At 36.9% G+C, this 26,580-nt stretch carries 27 protein-coding genes and 1 tRNA gene; 10 read left to right on the forward strand and 18 right to left on the reverse strand.

Annotated elements, in window-relative coordinates:
- Positions 1-2 precede the first annotated feature (2 nt).
- The 15 genes from ACSHZO_RS05280 to ACSHZO_RS05350 form a co-directional block, all read right to left on the reverse strand.
- The gene (locus ACSHZO_RS05280) at positions 3-1,241 is read right to left on the reverse strand and encodes an oligosaccharide flippase family protein (protein WP_298245923.1); all 1,239 of its coding nucleotides are present in this window, start codon (positions 1,239-1,241) and stop codon (positions 3-5) included.
- Between the two features lie 32 nt (positions 1,242-1,273).
- The gene (locus ACSHZO_RS05285) at positions 1,274-2,263 is read right to left on the reverse strand and encodes a Gfo/Idh/MocA family protein (RefSeq protein ID WP_298245922.1); all 990 of its coding nucleotides are present in this window, start codon (positions 2,261-2,263) and stop codon (positions 1,274-1,276) included.
- Entirely contained in the window at positions 2,260-3,369 is a 1,110-nt protein-coding gene (locus tag ACSHZO_RS05290; protein ID WP_298245921.1) for a DegT/DnrJ/EryC1/StrS family aminotransferase, read from the reverse strand. Before ACSHZO_RS05290 ends, ACSHZO_RS05285 begins: the two co-directional genes overlap by 4 nt.
- Positions 3,362-3,943 (reverse strand): acyltransferase, encoded by a 582-nt coding sequence (locus ACSHZO_RS05295; protein WP_298245920.1) that lies wholly within the window; start codon positions 3,941-3,943, stop codon positions 3,362-3,364. The genes ACSHZO_RS05290 and ACSHZO_RS05295 overlap by 8 nt, the downstream gene beginning before the upstream one ends.
- Positions 3,944-3,945: 2 nt before the next feature.
- The gene (locus ACSHZO_RS05300; RefSeq protein WP_298245919.1) at positions 3,946-5,319 is read right to left on the reverse strand and encodes a nucleotide sugar dehydrogenase; all 1,374 of its coding nucleotides are present in this window, start codon (positions 5,317-5,319) and stop codon (positions 3,946-3,948) included.
- 531 nt (positions 5,320-5,850) lie between these two features.
- On the reverse strand, positions 5,851-6,324 hold the full coding sequence (locus ACSHZO_RS05305; RefSeq protein WP_298245918.1) for a UpxY family transcription antiterminator: 474 nt from the start codon (positions 6,322-6,324) through the stop codon (positions 5,851-5,853).
- 756 nt (positions 6,325-7,080) lie between these two features.
- Entirely contained in the window at positions 7,081-7,392 is a 312-nt protein-coding gene (locus ACSHZO_RS05310) for a type II toxin-antitoxin system RelE/ParE family toxin (protein ID WP_298245917.1), read from the reverse strand.
- Positions 7,380-7,613: a hypothetical protein gene (locus tag ACSHZO_RS05315; protein WP_298245916.1), complete on the reverse strand. Its 234-nt coding sequence runs from the start codon at positions 7,611-7,613 to the stop codon at positions 7,380-7,382. Before ACSHZO_RS05315 ends, ACSHZO_RS05310 begins: the two co-directional genes overlap by 13 nt.
- A gap of 344 nt (positions 7,614-7,957) precedes the next feature.
- Entirely contained in the window at positions 7,958-8,404 is a 447-nt protein-coding gene (locus ACSHZO_RS05320; RefSeq protein ID WP_298245915.1) for a DUF6730 family protein, read from the reverse strand.
- A 12-nt stretch (positions 8,405-8,416) separates the two neighbouring features.
- Complete coding sequence (locus ACSHZO_RS05325; RefSeq protein ID WP_298245914.1) at positions 8,417-9,283, reverse strand: relaxase/mobilization nuclease domain-containing protein; 867 nt, start codon at positions 9,281-9,283, stop codon at positions 8,417-8,419.
- Positions 9,280-9,576 (reverse strand): mobilization protein MbpA, encoded by a 297-nt coding sequence (gene mbpA, locus ACSHZO_RS05330; protein ID WP_298245913.1) that lies wholly within the window; start codon positions 9,574-9,576, stop codon positions 9,280-9,282. Before mbpA ends, ACSHZO_RS05325 begins: the two co-directional genes overlap by 4 nt.
- 120 nt (positions 9,577-9,696) lie before the next feature.
- The gene (locus ACSHZO_RS05335; RefSeq protein ID WP_298245912.1) at positions 9,697-10,572 is read right to left on the reverse strand and encodes a toprim domain-containing protein; all 876 of its coding nucleotides are present in this window, start codon (positions 10,570-10,572) and stop codon (positions 9,697-9,699) included.
- 319 nt (positions 10,573-10,891) lie between these two features.
- Positions 10,892-12,100, reverse strand: coding sequence for a primase-helicase family protein (locus ACSHZO_RS05340; protein ID WP_298245911.1), 1,209 nt, complete (start codon positions 12,098-12,100; stop codon positions 10,892-10,894).
- 333 nt (positions 12,101-12,433) lie between these two features.
- Positions 12,434-13,660, reverse strand: a complete 1,227-nt coding sequence (locus tag ACSHZO_RS05345) for a site-specific integrase (RefSeq protein WP_298245910.1) — start codon at positions 13,658-13,660, stop codon at positions 12,434-12,436.
- 239 nt (positions 13,661-13,899) lie between these two features.
- Positions 13,900-13,981, reverse strand: a tRNA-Leu gene (locus ACSHZO_RS05350).
- A 223-nt stretch (positions 13,982-14,204) separates the two neighbouring features.
- Here ACSHZO_RS05350 and ACSHZO_RS05355 point away from each other — a divergent pair.
- The 5 genes from ACSHZO_RS05355 to ACSHZO_RS05375 all read left to right on the forward strand — a co-directional run bounded on the left by ACSHZO_RS05355 (position 14,205) and on the right by ACSHZO_RS05375 (position 17,760).
- Positions 14,205-14,438 carry a hypothetical protein gene (locus tag ACSHZO_RS05355; RefSeq protein ID WP_298245909.1) on the forward strand — a complete coding sequence of 78 codons (234 nt, stop codon included), beginning with the start codon at positions 14,205-14,207 and terminating at the stop codon, positions 14,436-14,438.
- A gap of 304 nt (positions 14,439-14,742) precedes the next feature.
- On the forward strand, positions 14,743-15,330 hold the full coding sequence (locus tag ACSHZO_RS05360; RefSeq protein WP_295180122.1) for a HupE/UreJ family protein: 588 nt from the start codon (positions 14,743-14,745) through the stop codon (positions 15,328-15,330).
- A gap of 88 nt (positions 15,331-15,418) precedes the next feature.
- Positions 15,419-15,853, forward strand: coding sequence for a deoxycytidylate deaminase (locus ACSHZO_RS05365; protein WP_141876213.1), 435 nt, complete (start codon positions 15,419-15,421; stop codon positions 15,851-15,853).
- Positions 15,850-17,442, forward strand: a complete 1,593-nt coding sequence (locus ACSHZO_RS05370; RefSeq protein ID WP_298245908.1) for a S41 family peptidase — start codon at positions 15,850-15,852, stop codon at positions 17,440-17,442. Before ACSHZO_RS05365 ends, ACSHZO_RS05370 begins: the two co-directional genes overlap by 4 nt.
- A gap of 15 nt (positions 17,443-17,457) precedes the next feature.
- Positions 17,458-17,760: a hypothetical protein gene (locus tag ACSHZO_RS05375; RefSeq protein ID WP_298245907.1), complete on the forward strand. Its 303-nt coding sequence runs from the start codon at positions 17,458-17,460 to the stop codon at positions 17,758-17,760.
- On the opposite strand, the gene ACSHZO_RS05380 is transcribed toward ACSHZO_RS05375, so the two are convergent.
- The 3 genes from ACSHZO_RS05380 to ACSHZO_RS05390 are packed head-to-tail and all read right to left on the reverse strand — an operon-like array spanning position 17,752 to position 19,134.
- On the reverse strand, positions 17,752-18,369 hold the full coding sequence (locus ACSHZO_RS05380) for an FAD-dependent oxidoreductase (protein WP_298245906.1): 618 nt from the start codon (positions 18,367-18,369) through the stop codon (positions 17,752-17,754). The genes ACSHZO_RS05375 and ACSHZO_RS05380 overlap by 9 nt on opposite strands.
- Positions 18,362-18,556 (reverse strand): hypothetical protein, encoded by a 195-nt coding sequence (locus ACSHZO_RS05385; RefSeq protein ID WP_295180115.1) that lies wholly within the window; start codon positions 18,554-18,556, stop codon positions 18,362-18,364. Before ACSHZO_RS05385 ends, ACSHZO_RS05380 begins: the two co-directional genes overlap by 8 nt.
- Positions 18,556-19,134, reverse strand: coding sequence for a MarC family protein (locus ACSHZO_RS05390; RefSeq protein ID WP_295180113.1), 579 nt, complete (start codon positions 19,132-19,134; stop codon positions 18,556-18,558). Before ACSHZO_RS05390 ends, ACSHZO_RS05385 begins: the two co-directional genes overlap by 1 nt.
- A 134-nt stretch (positions 19,135-19,268) precedes the next feature.
- Between ACSHZO_RS05390 and ACSHZO_RS05395 the strand changes: the two genes are divergently transcribed.
- From ACSHZO_RS05395 to ACSHZO_RS05415, 5 genes are all read left to right on the forward strand, one after another.
- Positions 19,269-19,841, forward strand: a complete 573-nt coding sequence (locus ACSHZO_RS05395; RefSeq protein WP_298245905.1) for a DUF3109 family protein — start codon at positions 19,269-19,271, stop codon at positions 19,839-19,841.
- Between the two features lie 426 nt (positions 19,842-20,267).
- Positions 20,268-21,245: a ribonucleotide-diphosphate reductase subunit beta gene (locus ACSHZO_RS05400; RefSeq protein ID WP_141876220.1), complete on the forward strand. Its 978-nt coding sequence runs from the start codon at positions 20,268-20,270 to the stop codon at positions 21,243-21,245.
- A gap of 146 nt (positions 21,246-21,391) precedes the next feature.
- Entirely contained in the window at positions 21,392-23,851 is a 2,460-nt protein-coding gene (locus ACSHZO_RS05405) for a ribonucleoside-diphosphate reductase subunit alpha (RefSeq protein ID WP_298245904.1), read from the forward strand.
- Positions 23,852-23,942: 91 nt separating this feature from the next.
- Positions 23,943-25,289, forward strand: a complete 1,347-nt coding sequence (locus ACSHZO_RS05410) for a deoxyguanosinetriphosphate triphosphohydrolase (RefSeq protein ID WP_298245903.1) — start codon at positions 23,943-23,945, stop codon at positions 25,287-25,289.
- A gap of 115 nt (positions 25,290-25,404) precedes the next feature.
- Entirely contained in the window at positions 25,405-26,547 is a 1,143-nt protein-coding gene (locus tag ACSHZO_RS05415) for a sensor histidine kinase (RefSeq protein WP_298245902.1), read from the forward strand.
- Positions 26,548-26,580: the final 33 nt, after the last annotated feature.

Genomic DNA, 26,580 nt, shown 5'->3' on the forward strand with positions numbered 1-26,580 from the left:
TTCTATTTTTTCAATCTTTTATAATGAAAAAATAATATTCCACCCATTGAAGTTCGGGAAATTGTAAGGTTTAAGGCTGCACCAATTATGCTAAAGTATGAGATTAATGGACCAGCAAAAATTAAACCTATTAAGGATGCTAAAATAGTACTGTTCATTACCAGTTTATCTTTTTGATGTACGATAAAATAATTTAAACCATAAACATCATAAAACGCATAACCAATAACACCAATTACCAAAATGACTAAAATCCAAATATTTTTAGGATTATCAATATTTAAATACCAGAAAATAACCGGTGAAAGTACTATAATTAAGAAGCACAAAGCAAAAGTGGAATATAAAAACAATCTCCTATAACTAGAAAAAGCATTATGATTTCTATTTAAAAAAGGAAAAAACACTCTGGACACTATATTTAAAAGTTTTACGGCTAAATCAACAATCTTTTTAATAGCAGCATAAATTCCAACAGCACTAGATGATCCGATAGTTCCCAATAAAAATGTAGTCGTATTATTATAAAGCGTTGGAACAAACTGATTAATAAAAATAGGATAATTTTGCTTCAAAGTGCTTCTAATTCTACTACCTTTTAACCAGTAAAATTTTAATTTATATTTTTTAGCTAGAATAATTTGACCTATTATTCCTGCTCCAATATATCCTGAACTTTGTAATAAAGGATAAATCCAGTAATCTTCTTTTTTATTGATAAAAATGAAAATACAAATTGTAAAAAAAATCTTTATTCCAATATCAAGAAATGAAATGTATTTCATTTTTTCTATTCCCTGGAAGAACCACTCAGGAAATAATGCATACCCAAATAATAAGGGCATGGTTAGTAAAAAGACGGCTCTTTCATTCCAAAATGGCGGATATAAATAAACGACCGAAGTGATAATCACTAAAGAGACAAATAAGAGGATAAACTTCACCGTTAAAACTCTACTATATATAATATTAAGCTTTTGAGGACTATCCTTAAATTTAGCTACATCTCTCGTTGCTGTAATCTTAAAACTAAAGTCGGTAACCGATTGAAAATATGCAATTAACGAAGCAGCAAGAACAATTACACCATACTTATCAAACCCAACAACTCTCAAAATGTATGGAAGAGTTATTAATGGTAGAACCATACCTACTACCTGTATAGCAGATAATGAAAAGAAATTACTCAATAAAATTTGGTGACTTTCTCTATTTAATATGCGTTTTAACTTTTTGAGCAATTTGAAGTTTTATTATAAAGTCTAACACTTATCTATTCATAAAACGCTTTAGCATCTTTCAAAAAAGGATGCTCCGCCAATTCTTTTCCGGCAAATGGATGATAATCTCCTTTTAACCCTATAACCTTTGCATTTCTTATATCATGCACGATCTCTATTGCCTGCCGTGCATCTTCCAAACCATAACCTTCTCCATCTAAAACCCCTTGATAGACCCTGGTGTGAAGATCTGTAAAACCACCACTAAATTCCAGCTCCTCGCCTTCAATAGTTATAGATCTAAAGGTCCTTTGGCCATTTAATTTTATCTCTTCCGGAAGCACATCAAAATTAATAGATAAAAACCACCTTACCCTTGCTCTTTCGAACTCCAAATAACCTGCTGCCCTGTCGTGAATATGAACATGCACATCATTTCTTTTCAGCTTTCCAAAGATATATCCCAACATATCAAAGAAGTGCACCCCAATATTTGTGGCTATACCTCCTGATTTATCCTTATCACCTTTCCAGGACGTATAATACCAATTTCCACGAGAAGTAAGGTAAGTAAGATCTACATCAAAAATCTTATTAGCAGGAGCTGCTTCCACCTTTCTCTTCAGATCAATTATACTCTGGTGTAATCTCAATTGCAAGATATTCCAAACTCGTTGTCCGGTTTCCTGCTCCATGTTTTTTAAGGCATCAAGATTCCATGGATTTAAGACCAAAGGTTTTTCACAAATAGCATCTGCACCTCTTCTCAATGCCATTCTAATGTGAGAATCATGCAGATAATTTGGTGTACAAATACTAAAATAATCTGGAGAAATATTCTTCTCAAGCTTCAACTTCTCAATATGCCTGTCAAAGCGTTCCGGCTCTACAAAAAAATCGGCTTCAGGAAAATAGCTATCCATAACGCCCACACTATCAAACCTGTCAAGTGCAGCCAATAGAAGGTTATTAGTATCCTTTATTGCTTTTAGATGTCTCGGAGCTATATAGCCTGAGGCACCTATAAGAGCGAAATTTTTCATAATAATTCGGTTTTAAATTGACTAGTTATATATTCTATTTCTTCCTTTTTCAGATACGGATTCATCGGAAGGCTTAATATTTCATCTGAGATTTTTTCTGCAATTGGAAAATCTCCTGCGCCATAATCAAGATATTCGAAGCACTCCTGAAGATGTAATGGCTTAGGGTAATGAATTGCTGTTGGCACCCCAACATCCTTCAGTTTTGCTGCAATGGTTTCGCGATGTTGAACCCTGATAGAGTACTGAGCCCAAACTGATGTATTTTCCGGTTTTATGGTAGGAGTTACAACCACCTCGTTTAACAATTCAGAATAGGTTTCAGCTACTCTCTGGCGGTTTTCAATATCAACCTGGTAATAATTCATCTTAACATTAAGAACAGCAGCCTGAATGGTGTCCATCCTTCCTCCCATCCCAATATACTTATGGTGATAGCGTTCAGTTTGACCGTGAAGGCGAAGGCTCTTCATCTTTTCTGCAAATTTCTTATCACTGGTAAAAACTGCTCCTCCGTCTCCAAAACATCCTAATGGTTTTGCCGGAAAAAAACTGGTACAGGCAAAAGTGCTAAGATTGCAACTTCTTTTTCCTTTATAAGTTGCGCCAAAACTCTGCGCTGCATCTTCAATAACAATTAGATTATGTTTTTCTGCAATTGCATTTATCGCATCCATATCTGCTGTTTGTCCAAAAATGGATACAGGCATAATGGCTTTGGTGCGGGAAGTGATTTTCTCCTCTATTTTTGCAGGATCGATGTTATAAGAAGTCTCTTCAATATCTACGAAAACTGGTTTAGCTTTTAAAAAAGCAATGGTTTCAGCAGTTGCTATAAATGTAAATGGCGTAGTGATTACCTCGTCTTCTGGCTGGATATCTATTGCCATAAGAGCAAGCAATAACGCATCTGTGCCCGACGCACAGGAAATGGCGTATTTAGCTCCTGTAAACTTTTGTAATTTTTCTTCTAATACCTGTACCGGCTCACCCATTATATAATTGGCGTTATCCAATACATTGGCAATAGATGCGTTGATCTCATCTTTATGATCGGTATATGCCAATTTCAAATTGGCAAAATCGATGGTACCTGTTTTATTCATCAATTCTAAAAACTTTAGCGTTTTCTAATTTGTATTTCTGATTAGTTTCTGGACACACTGCCATCCCTTGATCATTAAATTGAAGCTTATGACCATATTCGCTTACCCACCCAATTTGTTTTGCAGGGTTACCTACAACCAGAGCATAATCTGCGATAGATTTAGTGACAACAGCACCTGCCCCTATGAAAGCATATCTACCAACATCTTTCCCACAAACAACTGTTGCATTAGCGCCTATGGAAGCTCCCTTTTTAACGGTAGTTCTAGTATATTCCCCTCTTCTATTCACTGCACTTCTGGGGTTAATTACGTTAGTGAAAACCATTGAAGGACCAAGAAAAACATCGTCTTCACAAATTACTCCGGTATAGATGGATACGTTATTTTGAATCTTAACATTCTCACCCAAAATTACTTTTGGAAAAACAACAACGTTCTGACCAATATTACAACGTTCCCCAATTTTACAATTTGGCATGATGTGTGAAAAATGCCAAATCTTCACTCCTTCAGCAATCTCACAACCTTCATCAATTACGGCAGTAGGATGGGTAAAATATTTATCTTCCATTATCATAATTTGTTATCTGCTTTACTTCCTAAGATCCCTTTCACATCGTACACCACCGACTTCTCATTTTTAAAACTGTCAAGTTCCATCTTTAGAAATTCCTTATGAGCCACGGTCAAAACAACCGCGTCAAACTTTTGTTCAGGTAGTTTATTGGTAGTTTTTAGTCCGTATTCATGTTCCACCTCTGCAGGATTTGCCAGCGGATCGTAAATAGTAATGTTGGTGCCATAAGATTGTAGTTCTCTAACTACATCAACCACTTTGGTATTTCTTACATCGGGGCAATTTTCTTTAAAAGTGATTCCCAATACCAAAATGTTGGCACCTTTTACTTTAAGTTCGTTTTGCAGCATCAGCTTGATGACTTCAGTAGCTACATATTCCCCCATAGAATCGTTCATCCTTCTCCCCGCAAGAATAATCTCTGGGTGGTAACCAAGTTCCTGTGCTTTTTGCGCCAGATAATAAGGATCTACGCCAATACAATGTCCACCAACAAGTCCCGGTTTAAATGGTAAAAAATTCCACTTTGTTCCTGCAGCTTCCAAAACATCATTGGTATCGATGCCCATTTTGTTGAAGATCTTCGCCAATTCGTTTACGAATGCAATATTGATATCACGTTGCGAGTTTTCTATCACCTTAGCAGCTTCTGCTACCTTAATAGTCGAGGCTAAATGGGTTCCCGCTGTGATCACAGATTTATAAAGCTCATCTACTTTCTTTCCAACTTCAGGAGTTGAACCTGCAGTAACCTTAAGGATCGTTTCTACGGTATGTTCCTTGTCTCCCGGGTTAATTCGTTCTGGAGAATAACCCACAAAGAAATCTTCGTTGAATTTCATCCCGCTTACTCGTTCCAGTACCGGGACGCATTCATCCTCGGTCACTCCAGGATAAACGGTAGATTCATAGATCACTGTATCACCCTTTTTTAATACCTTGGCTACCGACTCACTACTCTTGTAAAGCGGAGTAAGATCTGGTCGGTTATTTTTATCTATTGGTGTGGGTACGGTAATTATGTAGTAATTACAGTCGGTAATATCTCTCAGGTCAGAAGAACAGTACAATCCGGTTTTAATTTCAGTATTGTTTTCCTGATCTTCAGATTCAAAATCGTTTAAATCTGTATCACTTAATTGCAAATGTAAAGATGGCTTAGATACAAATGGATAATTAGCTAACAATACTTTCCTCAATACTTCATCTTCCACCTCTAGGGTTGCATCATGCCCTTTTCGAAGCTCGTTAACCCTTTCCAAGTTGATATCAAATCCTATTACAGGATATTTAGTGGCAAATAGTCGGGCTAAAGGCAAACCTACATACCCCAGGCCAATAACCGCAATTCTCGGTTGTTCGTTGATCATCTTTTAAATTGAATAATTGAAAAATAAATAAGGCTTCGCCGCCGTGAATCACATAATGTGACTCCCGTAAAAAATTTAAAATAAAACCTGAGAAAAATAAATTCATTTCAGGACGAAATGAATCACATAAGTAGGGTTTAAAAGTTCAGGTTTATTTAAGCCGGCAAAGATAAATGGTTATAGGAGTTAGCAAAAATTAAACTTGTTAAATTTTTAACTTTACTTTTTTAACAATTAACCTAATTAAAACAAATATGTGTGGTTAACATTAATAATTTAATGGAACACCACAAAATAGTTGTCTTTAATATTAATTAAAAGTTAATATTAAAGAATTTAGTTAGTTAGTAAGATTCTTCGGTTCTTTTGTGGAATAGAAAATTCATTTACAAAGTATACACCACAACAAACTATATACCAACCTGAAAATTTAATATCCTCTCTTTGATTTTAATTGTAGCCGTATAAACAACATCAAATCTTAAAAAATCACCTTAAAAGAAGTAACACTCAATAGTTCCACCTAAAAGCTTAAACCAAATCCTGAATATTTGCTGTAAGCGTCCAGCCCAAATCAGTAAGAATAAGTTTGAGTTTCTTATTTCCAACTTCTTTGATCACCGCCTTTTTATTGGCTAGTTTCCCTGATTTGATCTCTACCTCATCACCGGGCTGCAGTCTATTTACTTTAATATTATCCAGCCTATCATTTTTTAACCAGGATTTAATTGCGTCAATTTCTTCATCTTTAGCGATAGCCGGTTTTTGCAACCAATTCAGGAAACTTAAAACACCAGGTGCTTGAAACACCATATTGCGATCTTTCTCCAGCAAGTTAGCAAAGACATAAGATTTGAATAATGGTACCGTAACCTTCTTCTTCCGGTCGCTCCATTGTCGTACTTCAGTTATCACGGGACAGAATACTTCTACACCTAATTTCTCCAGAAACTGAGCAGATTTTACTTCATGTTGTGGTTTTGTACGTATTACATACCAGGGCATACTGCGATTGGTTTAAAAAATTCAATTTCCCGCAGTAGGGTATTCTATTAAGGAGAAATTAATACCACAAAATAAGATAATACTTTTCACTCTCCAAAACGGAAAAGCATAAAAGCCTCAATCTTGATCGTATGGTTCAATAATAACTATGGTAGCTTTTCGCTATAGAATTTTAAATTTTCGGCTTCAGATCGTCTTTTACCAATATCTTTAAAGGAGGTTCCCTGTGAATCCTAGTTAAAAATACAATTCTTAAAGTATTTCATTAAAGAGAAAACAGCAGTAGCCAAAAGAAATAAATTGCAATAGGTTATATTTCTTTTGCAAAAAATCTTGTTTACTTGCAATACTACAGTTGCTAGTGCAAATTTTTGCGATATTTTGCATTAACCAAAGAATAAATGTAGATTTAAGCAAGAGCAATACAAGAATTTCCAGCCTTCTATAAATACTTTTCCTAGAATTGCATTTTGGTTTTTTGATACTTTCATATCTAATTAGGTTTGAAATTAGTTGAAATTAAGCCCCATTTCTCCCATAACTAACCTTGCGCGTGGATCCTGTGCTGTTTTTATAGTGTACGGAAAGTTAAACGTGAAGTAAAAACAGCAGAGGGCGCAGGCTACTTATGATTCATAAATTTACAGTAAAAATTACGCTTTTACACGGCTTTGTAAGGCATTTACTGTAAAAATAAGGTGATTTGCCGCAACATAGATTGTCATGACAAATGCTATTTAATGTTACTAGTAGGTTTTATTTATTTTGAAGAAATTCCAATAATTTTTTCAGATTATCTCGATTATCCCAAAAACCTGTTATAATTAATTCCGGCCGATCTATTTTATAGAAAATAGAGTAGTGTCCCATGGATATGGTTTTAGTTTCTTCGAAATCTGTTTCTTTTCCTATTTCTGGTTGGGCTTTTAATAATTGTGTACTTTTATTAATTGAAATACTGAGTTTTTTTGAATAATTAGTACTTTTATTTCGTTTATTCCAATAGTCGAATACACGGTCTCTTTGGCGTTTAGCTGTGTGAGTCCAAAATAAAGTCAATTCATCCATTTAGAGTCTGCTCGTTTTAAGTCAGATTCAGAAATGAGGTTTTCTTTTTCAATATCATTTTCACTCATCATCAACATTTCAATCTGATGAGAGTTGAGTGTTAGTTTTTCCTCTTTCTGTGTTGAATTAAATATTGTATCGATTGCTTTTAATAACTGTTCGTTCTTGGTCACCAATATTCTATCAATCAATCGGTTTTTTATATTATCTAAAGTTGTCATTCTTTTTTTCGTGAATATTAATTGACAAATGTTGTACAAGGCTTTATATATTCAATTGAAAAATCTGATATAATTTTACAGTTTTCTCAACATGCATAAAAAAATTATTCAAAGGAACTGCCTTTTGCTTTAGTGAAAATAAGCATTTATTTTCAAAATGAAAGTAAAAGATACCCGGACCTTAGAAGATTTATTCCTGATGGGCATATAGTAAAAACAGCATAGGGCGCAAACTGATTATGGTTCGTATTTTACAATAAAAAATCGGCATTTTACAAGCCTTGTCTAAACATTTACTGTAAATAGTGGCTACTATCCATCAGTGTAAACTGTCATGATAAATACTAGTTTTTTCCTTCCAGCCACTGGTAATAACCTTCTTTGAGTTCCGGGTATTCTGAAAAATATTCTTGATACCGATTCTCTGAATTCATTATCATCTGGTACACTTCAAATTTCTCCTCTTTTGCTGCTTGGGTGGTATATCCAAAATATCCCAAAAGCCCCAACATCAATATTCCCAGTATTCCGAAGATGATGAGTATATAATTGGGCAAGATAAAGGCATGCTCCAGCTTCTTATCAATACTTTTAAGTATATCATCCTTTAATTGATTTTCAGCCTCTTGTTTTTCCAGAAAAATGTTCAGGTGCTTTTCGATCGCCTCAGTACTGATTGGAATACTCAGATCGAACAACTGTTTCGAAATTAATTGCAGTTTTAAAATCGAAGTTTTAAAATCGGCCATCTCATCGGCCATTAGTTCCATGATTTCATCTAGTTTTTTCATAGCTTATAAAATTTAATACCCCATGCCGGTGTCCAGCCCCCTTTTAATCACCTTTTTTATTAGATCCTTAGCAATTTTACTGGCCATATTGGTACTAAGTTGTACGGTCTTATTCATCAGTTTTAAACCAGTTGAAATTTCTTTCATTCCAATACCTTTCGCATTTTGGCTGATTTCTGCTATTAGTTTCCCACCCGTCATTGATCGGTGTACCTCACTTCCTTTCAGATTAGCTCCTTTATATTCAAACCGAAACCCCTGCAACTGATTTGATTTATTTATAGAAGGAATCACCTGTATATTACACGACTTCATCTTATTGATATATTCATCCAAAGACTTCGGTCTAGTTTCCAGTACTCGGTTATTAATATGCCTGATTGCTTGACGCTGCCAGTTCAATTCTTTTAATTTTTCCTGTTGTACATCCTTAACCCTGGTAAGACCCATTTCCTTGGCCACATTATCCGCGGCGATCTGGCTGCGCTTTCCAATAAAACTGTCATTATAAGCTTTCCCATCAAAACCAATCCTATTCACATATACATGCACATGTGTGTGTGCCTTATCCCGGTGCACAAAAGCAATAGCCTGCCTGTTTTTTAATTCCATTTCTTTAAGAAATCTGCTCGTGATCTCTTTTAGTTGCGTTTTACTCATTTTCTGACCATCTTTAACGGTAGGACTTAGTATAAAACTGAGTGTATTTTGGGTACATCGCTCATTTTGCGACTGGATGATCTTAAATTCTTCGGTGATCTCTTGCGGGGTTTCTCCGGCAAGATATTCTTTGAATACCACTTCGGCCTCCTTTTCCTGATTCCATCCATAATCAATGGAGGCTCCGGTACTAGCTATGGCGTGTCCTTTCCCGATCATTTTTTGAAGTTTTTTAAATGAGTTCTGATTTCTTCAGCTAATTGCTGCACTTCCTTCGATAGTTTGGGATTACTTTTTTTAAACATATTACTGATCCGGCTAAAGTTGTTTTTATATTGAACCAATAACTGATAAGATTCCAATTGCTCCGGAGTAATGCGTTCGACAATATTGATCTTAAAAGCAGTAGCCCTAAGATATTCTGAAAGGGAAATTCCCGCCCTGGCTGCTCTTTTTTTGAGTAGCTTTTTCTCGTAGATTGAGCAGCGTATCTGGATGTATTCCCGTTTCATTTTTTTCTATAAATCTTTGCAACCTCCGGGCGCAAAGCAAGATTGTCATGACAATGACACATCTTGCTTTGCCCTCCCAAATGAAATCTCCCCTGGGGCATTTACTTTTTTGATACTATATCATTTATTTAATTCTTTTCTTGTTTTTCCAGTTAAAATCAGCTTCTCATTCAGGTCTTTATAACCTTGAAATAGCTCACTTCTATCTTTGGTGTTTTTATAATCCTGAAGTAGCTTTTTTCTATTTTTATTTCCAGGCAGGTCATTGTCCAGGTACAGATGAACTTCCTTGTAATTTTTAAAATGAGGAGTGATTCGCTGTAAAAAAGCTAAAGAGTTTAAAATAGCGATATCTGAATTTATAAGTTCATCAGGAAATAATTCAGCCAGGGATAATAAATCAAACATACCTTCCAAAAGAATCAAGTGATCTGAATTAGTCTCTAAATAGGTATACGTTTTTGGTGAACTGGATCCTTTGAAATATTTGTTTCGCAGTTCCCATCCCTCAGCATTGTTTTGTAAACCTAAAGCGAAATACTGCTTTCCTTTAAATTCATACCAGACTTCCTCACAATATTGTTCTGCTGTTAAAAGGGAAATTCCCCTGGACTCTAAATATTGAATCATTCCCGGATGTTGTATTGGCTTCACTTCAAAAACTTCAATTTTTGAAGCTGTGTTCTTTTTTAAAATCGGCTGTTGAAAAGAAAAAGAATCTTGTTTATTGCTTAAAAATTCCAAAGCTTCTTTAACCGAACACTTTTGTATTGCTACAATCAAGTCCAGCCCGTTTCCGCCCGTTCCTATTCCATGGTCATACCATCGGTTCAAAATCAGAGAAACTTTGAAAGAGGCCTGCGTTTCTGACCGTAGGGGACTCAGAAACCAGGCTTCTTTCTCCGCTATCCTGCTTGGAAAGTGTCCTAGTTTTGCGAGTGTTTCCATGATGCAAATACTACGGGCTCTTTCGCAGGTGAGTCTAGGTAAATTCATTTTTTCTTTCATCAGCATTTTATCTAACTTAAAATATGCTTATTTGAATGTTTCCTTATTTTCTCGATTTTCGGCATCACTTTTATTTTTGATGACACTTTGATGACAAAACGATGACAGCCTTAAGCCTTACTATTACTGATCTAATAAGATTCTGTCATCATTCATCAAAAAAAGAAGAAATAATTAGTCTTATTTTCTCAGCAGTAGCCAAAAAAATGATGAAACGATGCCAACTGACGAAAGCTCCCGAAAAACCAGGAGTTTCCGTGTCATCACTTTGTCATCAATTCATCATTTACTCCTTTATTTCTCTGATTCAGTCTGCATGCTGATCTTCAAAATGATCCAGGATAAAAGTTTTATTTATAGTGAAATAGCGTCCTTTAGTAGTGGATAGGTTGGAGCTGCCGTTTTCCCACAGCGTAAACTTTTCATAGCGGTTCGAGTTGGATGTATTTTCAAGTTTCCAATCCTGCTTTAGGATTTTCCTGATCTGGGTCAAATCTATCCTAAGCCTTGTTTTACTCAGCGCATTCAAAGCATCCATGGGGCATAAATGTATTTCCGTAAGATCATGCTCTTCCATGACCATTAGTAAAATGCTGGCCAGCTCTTTCTCCACCCGGTTTCGGTTATTCTGAAACAATTTGAAAAGAGCCGGAGTTTCAATCTGTTTAGGGGTAAACCACATTCGGGTTTGATGGGTGCTATGTAAAGAACGGTGTTGAAGAAAGTGTAGAAATGCCGGGATCTCTTTTTCCAGGGCTTCTAAAAATCCGGTATGTTCTTTTCTTACCGAGGGCACTTTTAAGACCCAGAACCGGGTTTCGTGATGGTCTATTTTGATGAAATTCTCTTCATTATTACTACAAAGGATAAACTTCCCAAAGAATTCTACTTCTCGCTTGTCTTTACCTTTTGCCTCTAACTTATTAAAATTAGTAGTGCTTAAATATTTAATACGCTCGGTCAGTTCTTCTTTATTAAAAAGCACTTCATCAATACAGATCAGGAGTTTATTGGCCCAATCAGCATTAAACTGGCTGCTAAAACTATCATTGGTAAGATAGGTCAGGTTATTTTCAAAGATCTGTTTGAGCCACTTTAAAAATGTGCTTTTACCTGTCGATCTTTCCCGGGATACAAGGCACAAAATGGGAAGTATTTGTGTGGGTTTAGTGTATAATAATTGCAGATAATCCAAACCTAACTCATAATGCTCCCCAAAAATATGTTTTATAAAATCCAGAGATTTGGGACAGCACCCTTCCATTATATGATGGCCAAGCGGAGAATAAGTATTATAAAAATTATGATAGGTAGATTGAAAATTTAGATGACTTGGAATACAGGTAAATCCGTCAAATTTCGGAATGCTGGCGAGGAATGTTTTCCCATGGTCCTGCCGAATGGTTTCAATATTCCAGGAAACTAGAATTTCGTTTACATTCCCGTTTATCGTAGGAGCCTCTACAAGTTTGTAATATTGAGTACCTACTCTTATATATTCAATTTCAGTTTTCATCTTAATCTGGATGCAAAATCAGTTTAAACACATACTGACAAATCATCAATTAAATATACTAAAAATCGATTATACTTAAATTATATTCAATAAAATATAATTCGATTGAGAATAATGTAATTTGATACGTTGAAATTTATATTAAGTGGTTTCTATGTATTAAATGGTATCAAATGATTGGTTTTGAATTTTGTTGTTTTTTCAATAAATATGGAAAAACAATAAAAAAGGTCTAATGTGGAGATAATTGACGATAGAAATTTAATTACGCTGGCTATCCTATTCACCAAATATTATGTTTTTTGGTGATCATATTCACCAAATATTGATTTTTTACTTTTCCTCTTGATCATTTGCTAAAATTCGTGCTTTTAAGAGGTTCATATCCTCACTAAGTTTCTCATCCAGGATCTTAGCATAATGTTGGGTAGTTTTTAAAGAGCGATGTCCCAACATCTTACTCACTGATTCTATCGGCACCCCATTGGAAAGGGTCACCGTGGTCGCAAAAGTATGCCTGGCCATATGAAAAGTTAGGTTTTTTTTGATGTCACAGCTATCAGCTATTTCTTTTAAATAACTGTTCATTCGTTGGTTGGTATAAACTGGGAGGAGTTTACCCGTTGGATTTTCGATATCTTTATATTTCTCTATAATGTTTTCTGCAACTGGAAGTATAGGAATACTGCTTAGGGATTTAGTCTTCGTCCTTTTTAGTTTAATCCACTGGTTACCATCAATCCCCTTTACAATATCATCTTCAGTTAGTTTAAAAACATCTATATAAGCGAGCCCGGTATAACAGGAGAAAATAAAAATATCCCTCACGTGTTCCATTCTTGGAATAGTGAATTCCTTCTCCATTATTTTAATGATTTCTTCTTTAGTCAAAAACTCCCGGTCGATCCTCTCGACCTTCATTTTAAAATTATAGAAAGGATCTTTCTCCAGCCAGCCATTTGTATAAGCCACTCTCACTATCTTTTTAAAGTATGAAAGATATTTCAAGGCTGAATTATGCGAAAGATCAAGTGCAGTTTTTAGATAGTAGATAAAAGCATTGATGAATTTCACATCAATATCCTTAACCGGATAATCTTCCAATTTAAAATTTGAATTAATAAAAGCACACAGGTGCTTTTTGGTGGTTTTATATCTTTGAAGTGTTCGGAAAGAGTAATCTTTACCAACCAGCTTAGCCATCCTCATATTATGTTCTTCGAACATCTCAATGATGGATTTATGTTTACTGTTGTTACCGAGGTATTCTTCTTTTATTCTTGAGATAGAAATATCTTCATCGTTATCTAATAACTTCTGGTAGATTTCATAAATCCTATTTTTAATTATATCAAGATTTCGGTTAATCTGCTTTGCTTCAGCCGAAGTACCACTAACCTTATTAGCTTTGGTGTTCCATTTTGCAAGGGGAACTTTGCGCATAGTACTTAGTTCCACCCTCTTCCCATTAAATGTAATTCGGAGATATACGGTAGCATGAGTAGTGGTTTCATTCTTACTTTTCCTCACATAAAATATTACAGATAGTAAATTTTGCATCTTTTTCCTCTTTAATTTGACTTAAATCTAGCTAAAAAAAGAATACAACAAACCTTGTAAGGCTTTATTTAACAGACACTTACAAGCCATTCGGGGACACCTAATTGAATTCCTCAAGTGTCCCCGAATTAGACACCTTTTAGATGTATTTAAATGGTATTATATGAATACAAGAAAAAAGAAAAACCCTATAAACAGTACAGTTTATAGGGTTTTGGTTTAATTTGATATGTTAAAAGTACTCGAGGCGGGAATCGAACCCGCACTCCCGAAAGAACTGGATTTTGAATCCAGCGCGTCTACCAATTCCGCCACTCGAGCTTGTGGACGGCAAAAATATAAAAAAAATGTAACCGCAACTTATAATTTGCAGAAAATATAGAGAAAGACACTTCCGAACTTGACATAAAACTCAATTAGTTTTATCAACCTCGTAACTAATTAATTACTAGTGTTTTGTAATATTCAGAAAATTTTTATTACCGATGTTAAAGCAATTAAATTTTGACATACATTCGCCCGATTTTAAATTATATCACATAAAATGAAAAAACAATTTTTTGGTGCTTTAGCACTTGCTCTTATGGTTGCAACCATCTCTTGTACAGACAAGAAAGAAGATTCTACTGAAACTCCTATCTCTCCGGTAGCAACTCCGGTAGATGCTGAAGCTTCTCTAGATAAGGATTCTGAGACTACATCTGAAATGATGAGCTCTGAAACTGCGATGGATACTACTGTAACTCCTGAAGCAACTTCTGAAGTTCCACAAATCTAAGAATATTACTTCCTAAGATTAGAGCCCTGTTTACAGGGCTTTTTTATTTTTCATCACTTCCTGAATTTCAGATTCAAATCAGACTTTTCTATTTTCTGAGATAATTAACAGCTTTCATAATATTCAACCCTGAACATTGTATCGCAATAAACTCTTTCAGTCGTTATAATATAAGAAGCTAGCATAAGCCGACTAAGACCTAAGGATGATATTTCAAGTCCTGGAACCACACCAGAAAGGCTTAGGTTCATCTTTGCAATTTTATGAATAAGTCGTATTTTCGAGGCCCTATAACTTCGTTTTTATGTCACAATTTTGGGTTTATTTCGAGCTTGGTTTAGATCACGTTTTAGATTGGCAGGCTTATGACCATGTTCTTTTTATAGTTGTCCTGGTAGCATCTTATGGTTTTACGACCTGGAAAAGAGTGCTTGGCCTGGTAACTTTATTTACAGTTGGACATACCCTCGCATTGTTTCTTTCGGTTTACAAGATCCTTAAAGTAGATCCCAATTATGTAGAATTTCTAATTCCAGTTACGATTCTCGCTACGGCAATTTTCGATATTGCCACTGCCGGTAAAAAAGTTCGGAATACAAATTATAACCTTCTCTATTTTACAACTGCCTTTTTCGGACTCGTCCATGGACTTGGTTTTTCTTCCTATTTTAAAATGATCGCTTCCGGTACTAGCAATAAATTCTGGCCATTAGTAGAGTTCGCGCTTGGAATCGAAGCTGCACAAATACTGGTAGTGCTGGCCGTGATGATCATTGGATTTGTTTGTCAGAACCTATTAAAAGTCTCTAAAAGGGACTGGATCATTGTGACTGCTTCTATCGTGATTGGAGTCATTTTACCAATTCTGCAGGAAACCTATCTCGCATTGTAGATTTAAGCACTACGAATCATAAAGTTTCGCAATAATCTTTTAATTTGCAGGTAATTAATAATGCATTGCAAAGAGCTATTGAATTCTTATGAATCAGCAAAAACAACTCAAATTTGATCGGGCATATCTTCGTATCGCCCGGGAATGGAGCAAATTATCACATTGTAATAGAAAACAGGTTGGCGCGTTAATAGTTAAAGACAGAATGATCATTTCTGATGGCTACAACGGAACCCCAAGTGGATTTGAGAACTTCTGTGAAGATGATGAAGGCTACACGAAATGGTATGTCCTGCACGCTGAAGCAAACGCGATCCTGAAGGTAGCTGGTTCCACGCAGAGCTGTAAAGATGCCACTTTGTACATTACGATGTCACCTTGCAAAGATTGTAGTAAGCTTATACATCAATCCGGGATTAAACGCCTGGTTTATCAAATTGATTATAAAGACAATGCCGGGCTGGACTTTCTTCGGAAAGCTGGCGTGGAGCTGGAGCAGATCACTGAACTGGAAGAAAATTGAAGAAAAGAAATAAAATATATACCCCTTTACTTTTAAGTATTGCCTGTGCTGCGGGATTGGTCCTGGGTGCGAGACTTAATTTTGATACCGGCGATGAATTATTCTCTGCCAATCCAAAAAAGCAGAAATTAAATCGCCTTATCGACTATATAGATTATGAATATGTTGATGATGTAAATACAGATAGCATCGTAGATATTACTGTCAATAAAATTCTTGAAAACCTGGATCCGCATTCGGTATATATTCCGAAGGATGAGTATGCGAAAGTCAGCGAAAACATGAAAGGTGATTTCGTTGGAATTGGCGTTAGCTTTTACCAGGTGAACGATACAATCGTTGTCATACAGGCCCTTGAAGGTGGCCCCAGTGCAAAGATTGGGATTCGCGGTGGAGACCGAATATTATATGCTAACGGGAAAGCTCTTTTTAAAAGTGATGTGACAGAGGACTCCGTCATCGCACAACTAAAGGGAAAGGAAAACTCAAAAGTTGCTTTAAAAGTTCTTCGGAAAGGAAGCGACGAGTTGCTTACATTTAATGTAAGAAGAGGTGTTGTCCCCATAAAAAGCGTTGATGCCAGCTATATGCTTACCAAAGAGCTGGGCTATATAAAGATCGATCGTTTTTCTGAAACAACTTATGAAGAGTTTAGTGAAGCGATACAGCAATTAAAAGCAGCTGGCGCTACACAAATCGCATTAGATCTAAGGGACAACCCTGGAGGATATCTTTCTGAAGCGATCAATATAGCCGACGAATTTATCAAGGACGACAAGCTCATTCTATTCACCAAGAATAAAAGTGGTTCCATTGAAGAAACCTTTGCTCAGAGAAAAGGTGAATTTGAAAACGGGAAAGTTTTCGTCCTTATCAATGAAAATTCAGCTTCCGCCAGTGAAGTGGTAGCCGGAGCCTTGCAGGATAATGATGTAGGAACTATCGTTGGGCGTCGCTCCTATGGAAAAGGCCTGGTACAACGAGAAATGGAGCTAGGCGACGGTAGCGCTGTAAGACTTACTATTGCAAGGTATTACACTCCTACAGGAAGATCTATTCAGAAGCCATATGATAATGGAAACGAGTCCTACTTCAATGACTATATGGAAAGATATGAAAATGGAGAATTAAGTAGTCGGGATTCGATCGTTACCAATGACAGTCTGCGTTATATCACTCCCGGTGGAAAAGTTGTTTATGGTGGCGGAGGGATCATCCCGGATATATTTGTTCCAAAAGATACGAACCTGGAGAAGGAAAAGCTCACCTTACTTTTAAGAGGTGGTTACATGAGCCGATTTATATTCGATCTTCTTGAAAAGGATCGGACATTTTACAACAGTATTACCAGGAAAAATTACCGCGAAAAGATCCAAATCACAGATAAGATCATATATGATTTTAATCGCTATCTAAAATATCAGAACATTGGTTTAGGAAATGTTAGTGCAGAGCGTAAGCCTATTTTAAAGAAATATTTAAAGGCTGAAATTGCACAGCAACTATTTGGCACTAATGTATTTGAGCGGTATTTAAATGAAGATGATCGATTAATCGAGAAAATAATACAGTTGTCGATGGAAAAATAATATTTTAGGACGCTCATGAATGAATTCCTGGAATATCTGTCAGCCATCTGGCCGCTTACCCCGTTACTGCTATTTATAATTGCAGTAACTTTCAGACTATTAGATAACAGTACTTCCCTGTTTCTACAAAAAGATATACTTGTGAATCATTCCAATGTTTCAAGGGGATTGATGCGTGACGCCTTGAAAAACAATGAGGACGAACGCTTTAAGAGTAAGCTTAAAACAGCACTCATCTTTCGTAATCTGCATCACGGGCTTATGATCCTTGCCGCAATTACACTTCCAATAAGTTTGATCCTGTTCTTACTACGCTAGCTTATCATGGATTTTGCTATGCTCACCGTTATTCCACTCAGTTAGAATATCGGTAGCAACCGCTGCACCACTGCCCGCAGCTATTGAATATTGACTACGCCAGCCTGCTAAAGTTCCAGCTACATAGAGACCCTTAGTTACCAGATGATCAACATTCTGTAACTGTATTCGCTTTTTTTCTGCTTTTGCTTTTTTATGCGGAACGACATATTCCTCCACTCCTTCAATTCGCATAGGACTCGTATAACCAGTAGCGATCACGATCCTTTCTGAAGTGTACACATTTTTGTTTGTAGTGAGCTGAAATCCTTCAGATAGAGCCAAAATCTCTTTTGCTTTCTCCTTCGGAATAAGTTCTACATCTGGATAAAGTTTCTCTAAATGCAGGATACTTTTCTCAAGGAGTTCCTTACCATTGGTTCCGGGAGCTATTCCGAAGGCATTATTGAGCAAAGCCGAGTTTAGGTGAGAGTTCCTGTGATGTAACAAAATACCTACTTTTCGATTTAAAGCGTAAGGCTTCTCGAGAGCAGAACCAAGCACCAGTGCACAGGAAATTCCTGCTACTCCAGCCCCAACAATTAGTACATCATAATGGAAATTACCCATGTTTTCTTGAAATCGTTCTGGATACCAGAAGGATCGACATCAATATGATCACACAAAGACTTGCAAGAATAACGATAAGCGCATTTGCACTATCACCTTCAAGAAGAGCATTGAGATCAAGTGAACTTACGCTCACTCCAATAAATACAATAGCTAGGAAAATGATGAAATAAATAAAATACTTCATTAGAATAAATTCTGAATATTTGCGGCGAAAAGCTTCACGGCGATAGCAAGTAAGATCACACCAAAGACTTTTCTAATTACATTAATACCCTGAGATCCAAGAATCCTCTCGATACGTCCGGAAGATTTAAGAACCAGGTATACAAATATAATATTGAATATGATAGCGACAATGATATTTATTGTTTCATATTCTGCCTGCAAAGAGACCAAGGTAGTCATCGTACCAGCTCCAGCAACTAACGGGAAGGCCAATGGCACTATAGATGCAGATTCCGGAGCATCATCTTTATATAGACTAATTCCCAGGATCATTTCCAAAGCCAGGAAAAATAAGATAAACGAACCGGCAACGGCAAATGAGTTTACATCAATTCCAATCAAATTCAGGATCTCTTTACCCAGGAAGAGAAAGATTACCATAAGACAACCGGCAACGATCGATGCTTTTTCACTCTGTATGTGACCTACTTTTTTGCGCAGACCTATAATGATAGGAATACTTCCTACGATATCTATTACCGCAAAAAGAATCATCCCAGCGGTGAATATTTGCTTGAGGTCCAATACTTTAAACATAACCTAAATCTTTAAAAATAAGCGGCAAAAGTAATTCAAGATTTCTGATTGACAATCGATGAGATTATTAATTTTCTATAAATTTTGGAAGACTTTTTTTTAGGTCTGTAAAAGGATAGAATTATCTTTGCAGCATGTTTCAATTAGGTAAGACTTTAGTTTCTGAAGAGATCATCAAGAATGATTTTTTGTGTAACCTATCTGCGTGCAAAGGCGCATGCTGCATAGATGGTGAGGCCGGTGCTCCGGTAGAGCCAGAAGAACGTGAAGTCATGGAAAGGATCTATCCCAAAGTGAAGCAATATCTTCGTCCTGAAGGTATAGAAGCTATCGAACGCCAGGGTGTATATATCACACGCGAAAATGGTGAAATTGAAACTCCGCTAATCAATGATGCAGATTGTGCTTACGTGACCTTTGATGAAAAGGGCATAGCTCTTTGCGGAATTGAAGAAGCTTACAACCAGGGCGATATCGACTGGAAAAAACCTGTTAGTTGCCACTTATACCCGGTTAGAATCCAGGAATACACTTCATTTTCTGCAGTGAACTATCATCGCTGGGAGATTTGTGATGATGCCTGCAGTCTCGGAGCAGAACTACAGGTGCCCATTTACAAATTTCTTAAAGAGGCTCTGGTTAGAAAATTTGGCGAAGAATGGTATCAGGAATTAACTGTGATCGCAGATGAGATTCAGAAAAAATAGATCATTGAATTCCCACTTTTAGCGTTTCTAAATTTTATCTGTGCTGTTAACAATTCTCTATTTTGTTTAATCTTTTACGCCCAATTTTTTTCAAAAATTGATCTTGAGGACTTGTTCTTACCTTGAATAAGATGAATTTATAACCAATTCCTATCGTTTTCTACAGCTCAAAATCATTAAACAAAGCCCCCAGAAACGCTCTATATTGATGGTTTTCTTAAATAACCATTAACACATTATAGTTTTCTGTATACCAATGTATTAGTGCGTTACTTTAACAATTATCTAAGAAAAATAGCACTTTTCACTGTTGAAAACTTTGTTGAAAAGGTTCCACCCTATTTCCCCTTTTATATGTCTGATTTTTAAATCTTTGTTAGAGAACGAAAGAACAAAAATTACCGATATCCTTAAAACCTCCCATTTATGTCTCAAATAGAACCAATTTTGCAGGAAAATAAAGATCGATTTGTGATCTTTCCGATCAAACATAATGATATTTGGGACTGGTATAAAAAAATGGAAGCTTGCTTCTGGACTGCGGAAGAAATTGATCTTCACCAGGATTTAACCGACTGGTCCAATAAATTGAACGCCGATGAGCGTTACTTTATAAAACATATCCTCGCATTTTTCGCTGCTTCAGATGGTATTGTAAATGAAAACCTTGCTGAAAATTTCGTGAACGAAGTACAATACTCTGAAGCCAAGTTTTTCTACGGTTTCCAGATCATGATGGAAAACATTCATTCTGAAACCTATTCGCTTTTAATTGATACCTACGTTAAGGATGAAAAGGAAAAGAATCAGCTTTTTACAGCTATCGAAGTTTTCCCGGCTATCAAGAAAAAGGCAGACTGGGCACTAAACTGGATCGAATCAGATTCATTTGCTGAAAGACTGATCGCTTTTGCTGCGGTAGAAGGTATTTTTTTTAGCGGAGCCTTCTGCTCTATATTCTGGTTAAAGAAACGCGGACTCATGCCTGGACTTACGTTCTCCAACGAATTGATCTCCAGGGATGAAGGAATGCATTGTGATTTTGCGGTACATCTGCATAACAACCACCTTGTAAATAAGGTTCCGAAGGAAAAAATACGCAAGATCATTATCGATGCTCTTAATATTGAACGTGAATTTGTCACTGAATCGCTGCCCGTAAGCCTGATCGGGATGAATGCGAAATTAATGACCCAGTATCTTGAATTCGTAACAGACCGTCTTCTGGTAGAATTGGAATGTGAGAAAGAATTTAATGTTACGAATCCATTCGATTTTATGGACATGATCAACCTGCAGGGAAAAACGAACTTTTTCGAGAAAAGAGTGAGCGAATACCAGAAGGCAGGAGTGATGAATAAGGATAAAGAATCAGATGAAATCAGCTTTGATGCCGATTTCTAAAGTCCAACTGCGCTGCGCCCCCCAATGCAGCGCTTGTTGAGCTTTTCTAAGAATACCATTTAAAATCTAAAATTATTAATCCGGTTACAAAACCGGGCAGGGATGCCTTTGTTCAGACTCAAGCTCCCAAAAAACAATTCCAGCTTATGTATGTTGTAAAAAGAGACGGCCATAAAGAACCTGTAATGTTCGATAAGATCACCGCCAGGGTTAAGAAACTTTGCTATGGCCTAAATGAACTTGTAGATCCTGTTAAAGTTGCCATGCGTGTGATCGAAGGTTTGTACGATAATGTTTCTACCAGTGAACTCGATAATCTCGCTGCTGAAATCGCCGCTACCATGACCACTTCTCATCCAGATTATGCGAAACTCGCTGCCAGGATCTCGGTTTCGAATCTTCACAAGAATACTAAAAAAAGTTTTTCTGAAGTAATGACAGATCTTTATGAGTATGTGAATCCGCGTACCAATGAAAAAGCAGCCTTACTTTCAGAAGAAGTATATGAGGTGATCCTGGAAAATAAAGAGAAACTAGATTCCACCATTATTTACAACCGGGATTTCAACTACGATTATTTCGGCTTTAAAACTTTAGAAAGATCCTATCTTTTAAAACTGGATGGCAAGATCGTGGAAAGACCTCAGCATATGTTGATGCGTGTTTCAATTGGAATTCATCCTGATGATCTTGATAGCGCCATTGAGACCTATGAACTTATGTCCAAAAAGTTCTTTACCCATGCTACCCCGACACTTTTTAACTCCGGAACACCAAAACCTCAAATGTCTTCCTGTTTTCTACTTAGCATGATAGACGACAGCATTGATGGAATTTACGACACGCTTAAACAGACGGCAAAGATCTCACAATCGGCTGGAGGTATAGGCCTATCTATCCACAATGTGAGAGCGACTGGGTCTTATATTTCAGGAACCAATGGTACTTCCAATGGAATTGTGCCGATGCTTAGGGTATTTAATGATACCGCCAGATACGTAGATCAGGGAGGTGGTAAAAGAAAAGGTTCATTTGCGATGTATGTGGAACCATGGCATGCTGATATCTTTGAATTCCTGGATCTTAAAAAGAACCACGGAAAAGAAGAAATGCGTGCGCGTGATCTTTTTTATGCCATGTGGATCCCAGATCTATTTATGAAAAGGGTACAGGAAAATGGCAGCTGGACGCTTATGTGTCCGCATGAATGTCCTGGTCTTTTTGATACTTACGGAGATAATTTTGAAGCACTTTACGAAAAATATGAAGCTGAAGGAAAAGGCCGCAGAACTATTAAAGCACGAGAAGTCTGGGAAAAGATCATGGAGTCTCAAATAGAAACTGGAACTCCGTACATGCTCTACAAAGATGCCGCTAATAGAAAGTCCAATCAAAAGAACTTGGGAACGATTCGTTCCTCCAACCTTTGTACAGAAATTATTGAATATACCAGCAAGGATGAAGTCGCCGTATGTAACCTTGCATCTATCGCCTTGCCGATGTTCATTAAGAACAATGAATTTGATCACAGGGAACTTTTCAGGATAACGAAAAGAGTAATTAAGAACCTGAATAAGGTGATCGACAGGAATTACTACCCGGTTAAGGAAGCTGAAAATTCCAATATGCGTCATCGCCCGGTTGGTCTTGGAGTACAGGGACTTGTTGATGCTTTTATTAAACTACGATTGCCTTTTACAAGCGATGAAGCTAAAAAACTGAACCAGGAGATCTTTGAAACTCTGTATTTCGCTGCGGTTACGGCTTCCATGGAACTCGCGAAAGTAGAAGGTCCATACTCTACCTACGAAGGTTCGCCGATTAGCCAGGGAGAATTCCAGTTTAATATGTGGGGAATTAAAGATGAAGAACTAAGTGGTCGCTGGGATTGGGGTAAACTTAGAAAGCAGATCGAAGAAAATGGGGTTCGTAACTCCTTATTATTGGCGCCAATGCCAACCGCTTCTACTTCCCAAATCTTAGGAAATAACGAAGCTTTTGAACCTTATACCTCCAATATTTATACAAGAAGAGTACTTTCCGGAGAGTTTATCGTGGTGAACAAGCATTTACTGGAGGACCTTGTTTCCAGAGATCTTTGGACAGAAGATGTGAAAAATGCTATAATGAGAAACAACGGTTCTGTTCAGGATATCGATGTGATTCCGCAGGACCTTAAAGAACTTTATAAAACGGTCTGGGAAATGAGCATGAAGGACATTATTGATATGTCAAGGCATCGTGGTTATTTTATTGATCAGTCTCAATCGCTGAATCTATTCATGGAAAATGCAAATTACAGCAAGCTGACTTCTATGCATTTCTACGCCTGGAAAAGCGGACTTAAAACAGGAATGTATTACCTGAGAACGAAATCGGCGGTAGACGCTATCAAATTTACGCTTGAGAAAGAGAAAAAGCAGGAACCCGTTGCGGTTACTTCGGAAGCTGCTATGCGAGCTGCTAAAAAACTTCAGGAAAACACACAGCCTGTAGTTTCAGAAAAAACAGAAGCCGAAGGAGCGCTGTCTCCAGAAGAACTCAAAGCACTCATTGCACAATCCAGAGAAGCTGAAGGTGACGACTGCCTGATGTGCGGATCTTAAAGAATTTTGGCTAATTCAAATTTGAATGAGGGAAGGGAGGCAGTTATTGCTTCCCTTTTTTATATTTTTGGACCACAACAAATGGAAAATCATGACCTGGGATCAACTCTTATCACTTAAACGTTTCGGAGACAAAAACAAACGACTGCGCATTGAGCAGAATGAAACACGTTTAGGTTTTGAAGTAGATTATGATCGTATCATATTTTCTTCAGCTTTTAGAAGCCTGCAGGACAAAACGCAGGTAATTCCACTTTCCAAGACAGATTTTGTGCATACCAGGCTAACGCATAGCCTGGAAGTTTCAGTAGTTGGAAGGTCGCTGGGAAGGTTAACGGGTCAGAAGTTGTTGCAGAAACATCCACATCTGAGGGATTCTTCAGGTTACCAGATGAATGATTTTGGGGCTATTGTCGCAGCGGCAGCTCTTGCTCATGATATTGGAAACCCACCTTTTGGACATTCCGGAGAGAAAGCGATTGGAGAATACTTCAGCCATGGAAATGGAAAAAGGTTTAAAGAATCTCTTTCAGAAGCTGAATATCAGGATCTGGTGAAATTTGAAGGAAATGCGAATGGTTTCAGAATACTTACAGAAAACAGACCAGGAATTAGCGGTGGCCTGCGATTGTCCTACGCTACTTTAGGAGCATTCACAAAATACCCCAAGGAATCCCTTCCGCATAAACCAAGTTCCAAGATCGAAGATAAAAAGTTTGGATTTTTCCAGAGTGAAAAAGAAACTTTTGAGGATATCGCTGAAGAACTGGGATTGAAAATCACGCGCGAAGGCAAACACATTGGATATGCCCGGCATCCTCTGGCCTTTCTGGTTGAGGCAGCAGATGATATTTGTTATACGATCATTGATTTTGAAGACGGAATCAATCTTGGACTTATCGATGAAGATTATGCTTTGGAATACCTTATCAAACTCGTAAAGGATAGTATCAATACTTCCAAATATCATGAACTTCAAACTACTTCAGACAGGCTGGCGTATTTGCGTGCTTTAGCTATCAACACGCTAATTACAGAAGCCGCAGAGATCTTTTTAAAGAATGAAGAAGCCATTCTGGAAGGTGAATTTCATGAAGCTTTATTCGATAAAAGCAAGTACGAAGCTCAAATTCGGGATATTATTAAGATAAGTGTGGAAAAAATCTATCAAAGCGAAGAGGTGATCGGGAAGGAAATTGCCGGCTTTAAAATGCTTTCTTATTTGCTGGATATTTATACTCAGGCTTTCCTTGCCGATACTGAAAATGAAGATTCCAACTTCACGAAGCTGGTCAAAAAATCTGTTCCACAGTTAAGTTATTTGAATGAAGAAGATTCGATTTATGATAAATTGATCGCTATCTGTTCATACATCGCTTCGCTAACCGACGGTCTTACCGTAGCCTCATTTAAAAGATTTCAAGGTTTAGATGCTTAAAACGTTAAAAAATTAACGTTTAGTATTATTTATTCTTTTCAGTCTAAAGTAATTTCACGACTTAAGCTTCTGGTTCTTCAATATTTAAGTTTCAGATACTTACATAGTTAGTGTTATGAAAAAGGTTACTCAAATTTTAAAGAACAATTCTCAGCTTATCATCGAGGATTGGGAGCGACAGGTGTTCGAACTTGTAAAATCATCAACTTCTGCCAATAGGATCGCACTTCGGGATCATGTTCCAAACATCCTGAATGATATTATTGGAATCATGGAAGAATACGATATCATTAACTGGAATCTTGAGGATCCTAAAATTGCATTAATCGAAAGCAATAGTATAGATCATGGCAGGCATCGTGCCAGTTCTGGAAGCTTTTCTGCAGATGAGATCCTTCACGAATATATCATCTTCCACAACGTGATTCTCAGGGTGCTCAATATAAATGGCGTCAAAGATCATAATACCTATAATATTTTAAAGTGCTGTGTTGATAAATCTATGATGAAAAGCCTGGAGGCCTACACAAAGTCAATCGAAGAGATGCAAAGCAAATTAGTTGCTACTCTTGCACACGATATTAGGAATCCGCTCTCTGCCGCGAGATTGGGAATCGAAATGCTCAATACAGAGGATATAGATCAGGATCGAAGTATTAGGGTCAAGAAAATGACCATGCATAGTGTGAATAAAGCTCTTGAAATGCTGGAAGGATTACTGGATAGTATTACTGTAAAGGCTGGTGAAGGGATGATGCTTACTTATGCTGAAATAGATCTGTATAGCGATATAGAAACCATTTACCAGGAAGCTTCAGACATCTATTCTGAAGAGATCATTTTAGAATGTCCGGACAAGGATCTTTATGGTATTTATGACGCTGTAGCTGTACGCAGAATGTTAGAAAATCTAATTACCAACGCGATCAAATATGGTGATACGAATACCCCAATCACCATGAAAATCGAGAAAGATGGGGACGATCAATTGCTGCTTTCTGTACATAATTATGGAAATCCTATTCCGCAGGAAAAACAAAAGGCGATCTTCGATTTTCTGCAATACGGAAAGCAAACTAAAAAGCCTAAGTTTAAAAGCTGGGGCATAGGACTCACACTGGTTAAAATGGTTGCTGAAGCGCACGGCGGTGCGGTTGAACTAACGAGTGAGAAAGATAAAGGAACAGAATTTAAGATCAGGATTTCCAGTAATTCGAATAAGCCTGGAAAAACTCGTACAAAACTGAACCTGGTTTAAAACTCATGAACCACCCCAACACCAAGCATTTGC

It is taken from the genome of Christiangramia sp. 3-2217-3z (assembly GCF_051195275.1).
Lineage (GTDB): Bacteria > Bacteroidota > Bacteroidia > Flavobacteriales > Flavobacteriaceae > Christiangramia > Christiangramia marina.

Excerpts from the sequence above, each read along its gene's own strand:
- ACSHZO_RS05285 (WP_298245922.1), bottom strand. The coding sequence starts at position 2,263 with ATGAAAAATTTCGCTCTTATAGGTGCCTCAGGCTATATAGCTCCGAGA.
- ACSHZO_RS05290 (WP_298245921.1), bottom strand. The coding sequence starts at position 3,369 with ATGAATAAAACAGGTACCATCGATTTTGCCAATTTGAAATTGGCATAT.
- ACSHZO_RS05295 (WP_298245920.1), bottom strand. The coding sequence starts at position 3,943 with ATGGAAGATAAATATTTTACCCATCCTACTGCCGTAATTGATGAAGGT.
- ACSHZO_RS05300 (WP_298245919.1), bottom strand. The coding sequence starts at position 5,319 with ATGATCAACGAACAACCGAGAATTGCGGTTATTGGCCTGGGGTATGTA.
- ACSHZO_RS05305 (WP_298245918.1), bottom strand. The coding sequence starts at position 6,324 with ATGCCCTGGTATGTAATACGTACAAAACCACAACATGAAGTAAAATCT.
- ACSHZO_RS05310 (WP_298245917.1), bottom strand. The coding sequence starts at position 7,392 with ATGGATGAATTGACTTTATTTTGGACTCACACAGCTAAACGCCAAAGA.
- ACSHZO_RS05315 (WP_298245916.1), bottom strand. The coding sequence starts at position 7,613 with ATGACAACTTTAGATAATATAAAAAACCGATTGATTGATAGAATATTG.
- ACSHZO_RS05320 (WP_298245915.1), bottom strand. The coding sequence starts at position 8,404 with ATGAAAAAACTAGATGAAATCATGGAACTAATGGCCGATGAGATGGCC.
- ACSHZO_RS05325 (WP_298245914.1), bottom strand. The coding sequence starts at position 9,283 with ATGATCGGGAAAGGACACGCCATAGCTAGTACCGGAGCCTCCATTGAT.
- mbpA (WP_298245913.1), bottom strand. The coding sequence starts at position 9,576 with ATGAAACGGGAATACATCCAGATACGCTGCTCAATCTACGAGAAAAAG.
- ACSHZO_RS05335 (WP_298245912.1), bottom strand. The coding sequence starts at position 10,572 with ATGAATTTACCTAGACTCACCTGCGAAAGAGCCCGTAGTATTTGCATC.
- ACSHZO_RS05340 (WP_298245911.1), bottom strand. The coding sequence starts at position 12,100 with ATGAAAACTGAAATTGAATATATAAGAGTAGGTACTCAATATTACAAA.
- ACSHZO_RS05345 (WP_298245910.1), bottom strand. The coding sequence starts at position 13,660 with ATGCAAAATTTACTATCTGTAATATTTTATGTGAGGAAAAGTAAGAAT.
- ACSHZO_RS05355 (WP_298245909.1), top strand. The coding sequence starts at position 14,205 with ATGAAAAAACAATTTTTTGGTGCTTTAGCACTTGCTCTTATGGTTGCA.
- ACSHZO_RS05360 (WP_295180122.1), top strand. The coding sequence starts at position 14,743 with ATGTCACAATTTTGGGTTTATTTCGAGCTTGGTTTAGATCACGTTTTA.
- ACSHZO_RS05365 (WP_141876213.1), top strand. The coding sequence starts at position 15,419 with ATGAATCAGCAAAAACAACTCAAATTTGATCGGGCATATCTTCGTATC.
- ACSHZO_RS05375 (WP_298245907.1), top strand. The coding sequence starts at position 17,458 with ATGAATGAATTCCTGGAATATCTGTCAGCCATCTGGCCGCTTACCCCG.
- ACSHZO_RS05380 (WP_298245906.1), bottom strand. The coding sequence starts at position 18,369 with ATGGGTAATTTCCATTATGATGTACTAATTGTTGGGGCTGGAGTAGCA.
- ACSHZO_RS05385 (WP_295180115.1), bottom strand. The coding sequence starts at position 18,556 with ATGAAGTATTTTATTTATTTCATCATTTTCCTAGCTATTGTATTTATT.
- ACSHZO_RS05390 (WP_295180113.1), bottom strand. The coding sequence starts at position 19,134 with ATGTTTAAAGTATTGGACCTCAAGCAAATATTCACCGCTGGGATGATT.
- ACSHZO_RS05395 (WP_298245905.1), top strand. The coding sequence starts at position 19,269 with ATGTTTCAATTAGGTAAGACTTTAGTTTCTGAAGAGATCATCAAGAAT.
- ACSHZO_RS05400 (WP_141876220.1), top strand. The coding sequence starts at position 20,268 with ATGTCTCAAATAGAACCAATTTTGCAGGAAAATAAAGATCGATTTGTG.
- ACSHZO_RS05405 (WP_298245904.1), top strand. The coding sequence starts at position 21,392 with ATGTATGTTGTAAAAAGAGACGGCCATAAAGAACCTGTAATGTTCGAT.
- ACSHZO_RS05410 (WP_298245903.1), top strand. The coding sequence starts at position 23,943 with ATGACCTGGGATCAACTCTTATCACTTAAACGTTTCGGAGACAAAAAC.
- ACSHZO_RS05415 (WP_298245902.1), top strand. The coding sequence starts at position 25,405 with ATGAAAAAGGTTACTCAAATTTTAAAGAACAATTCTCAGCTTATCATC.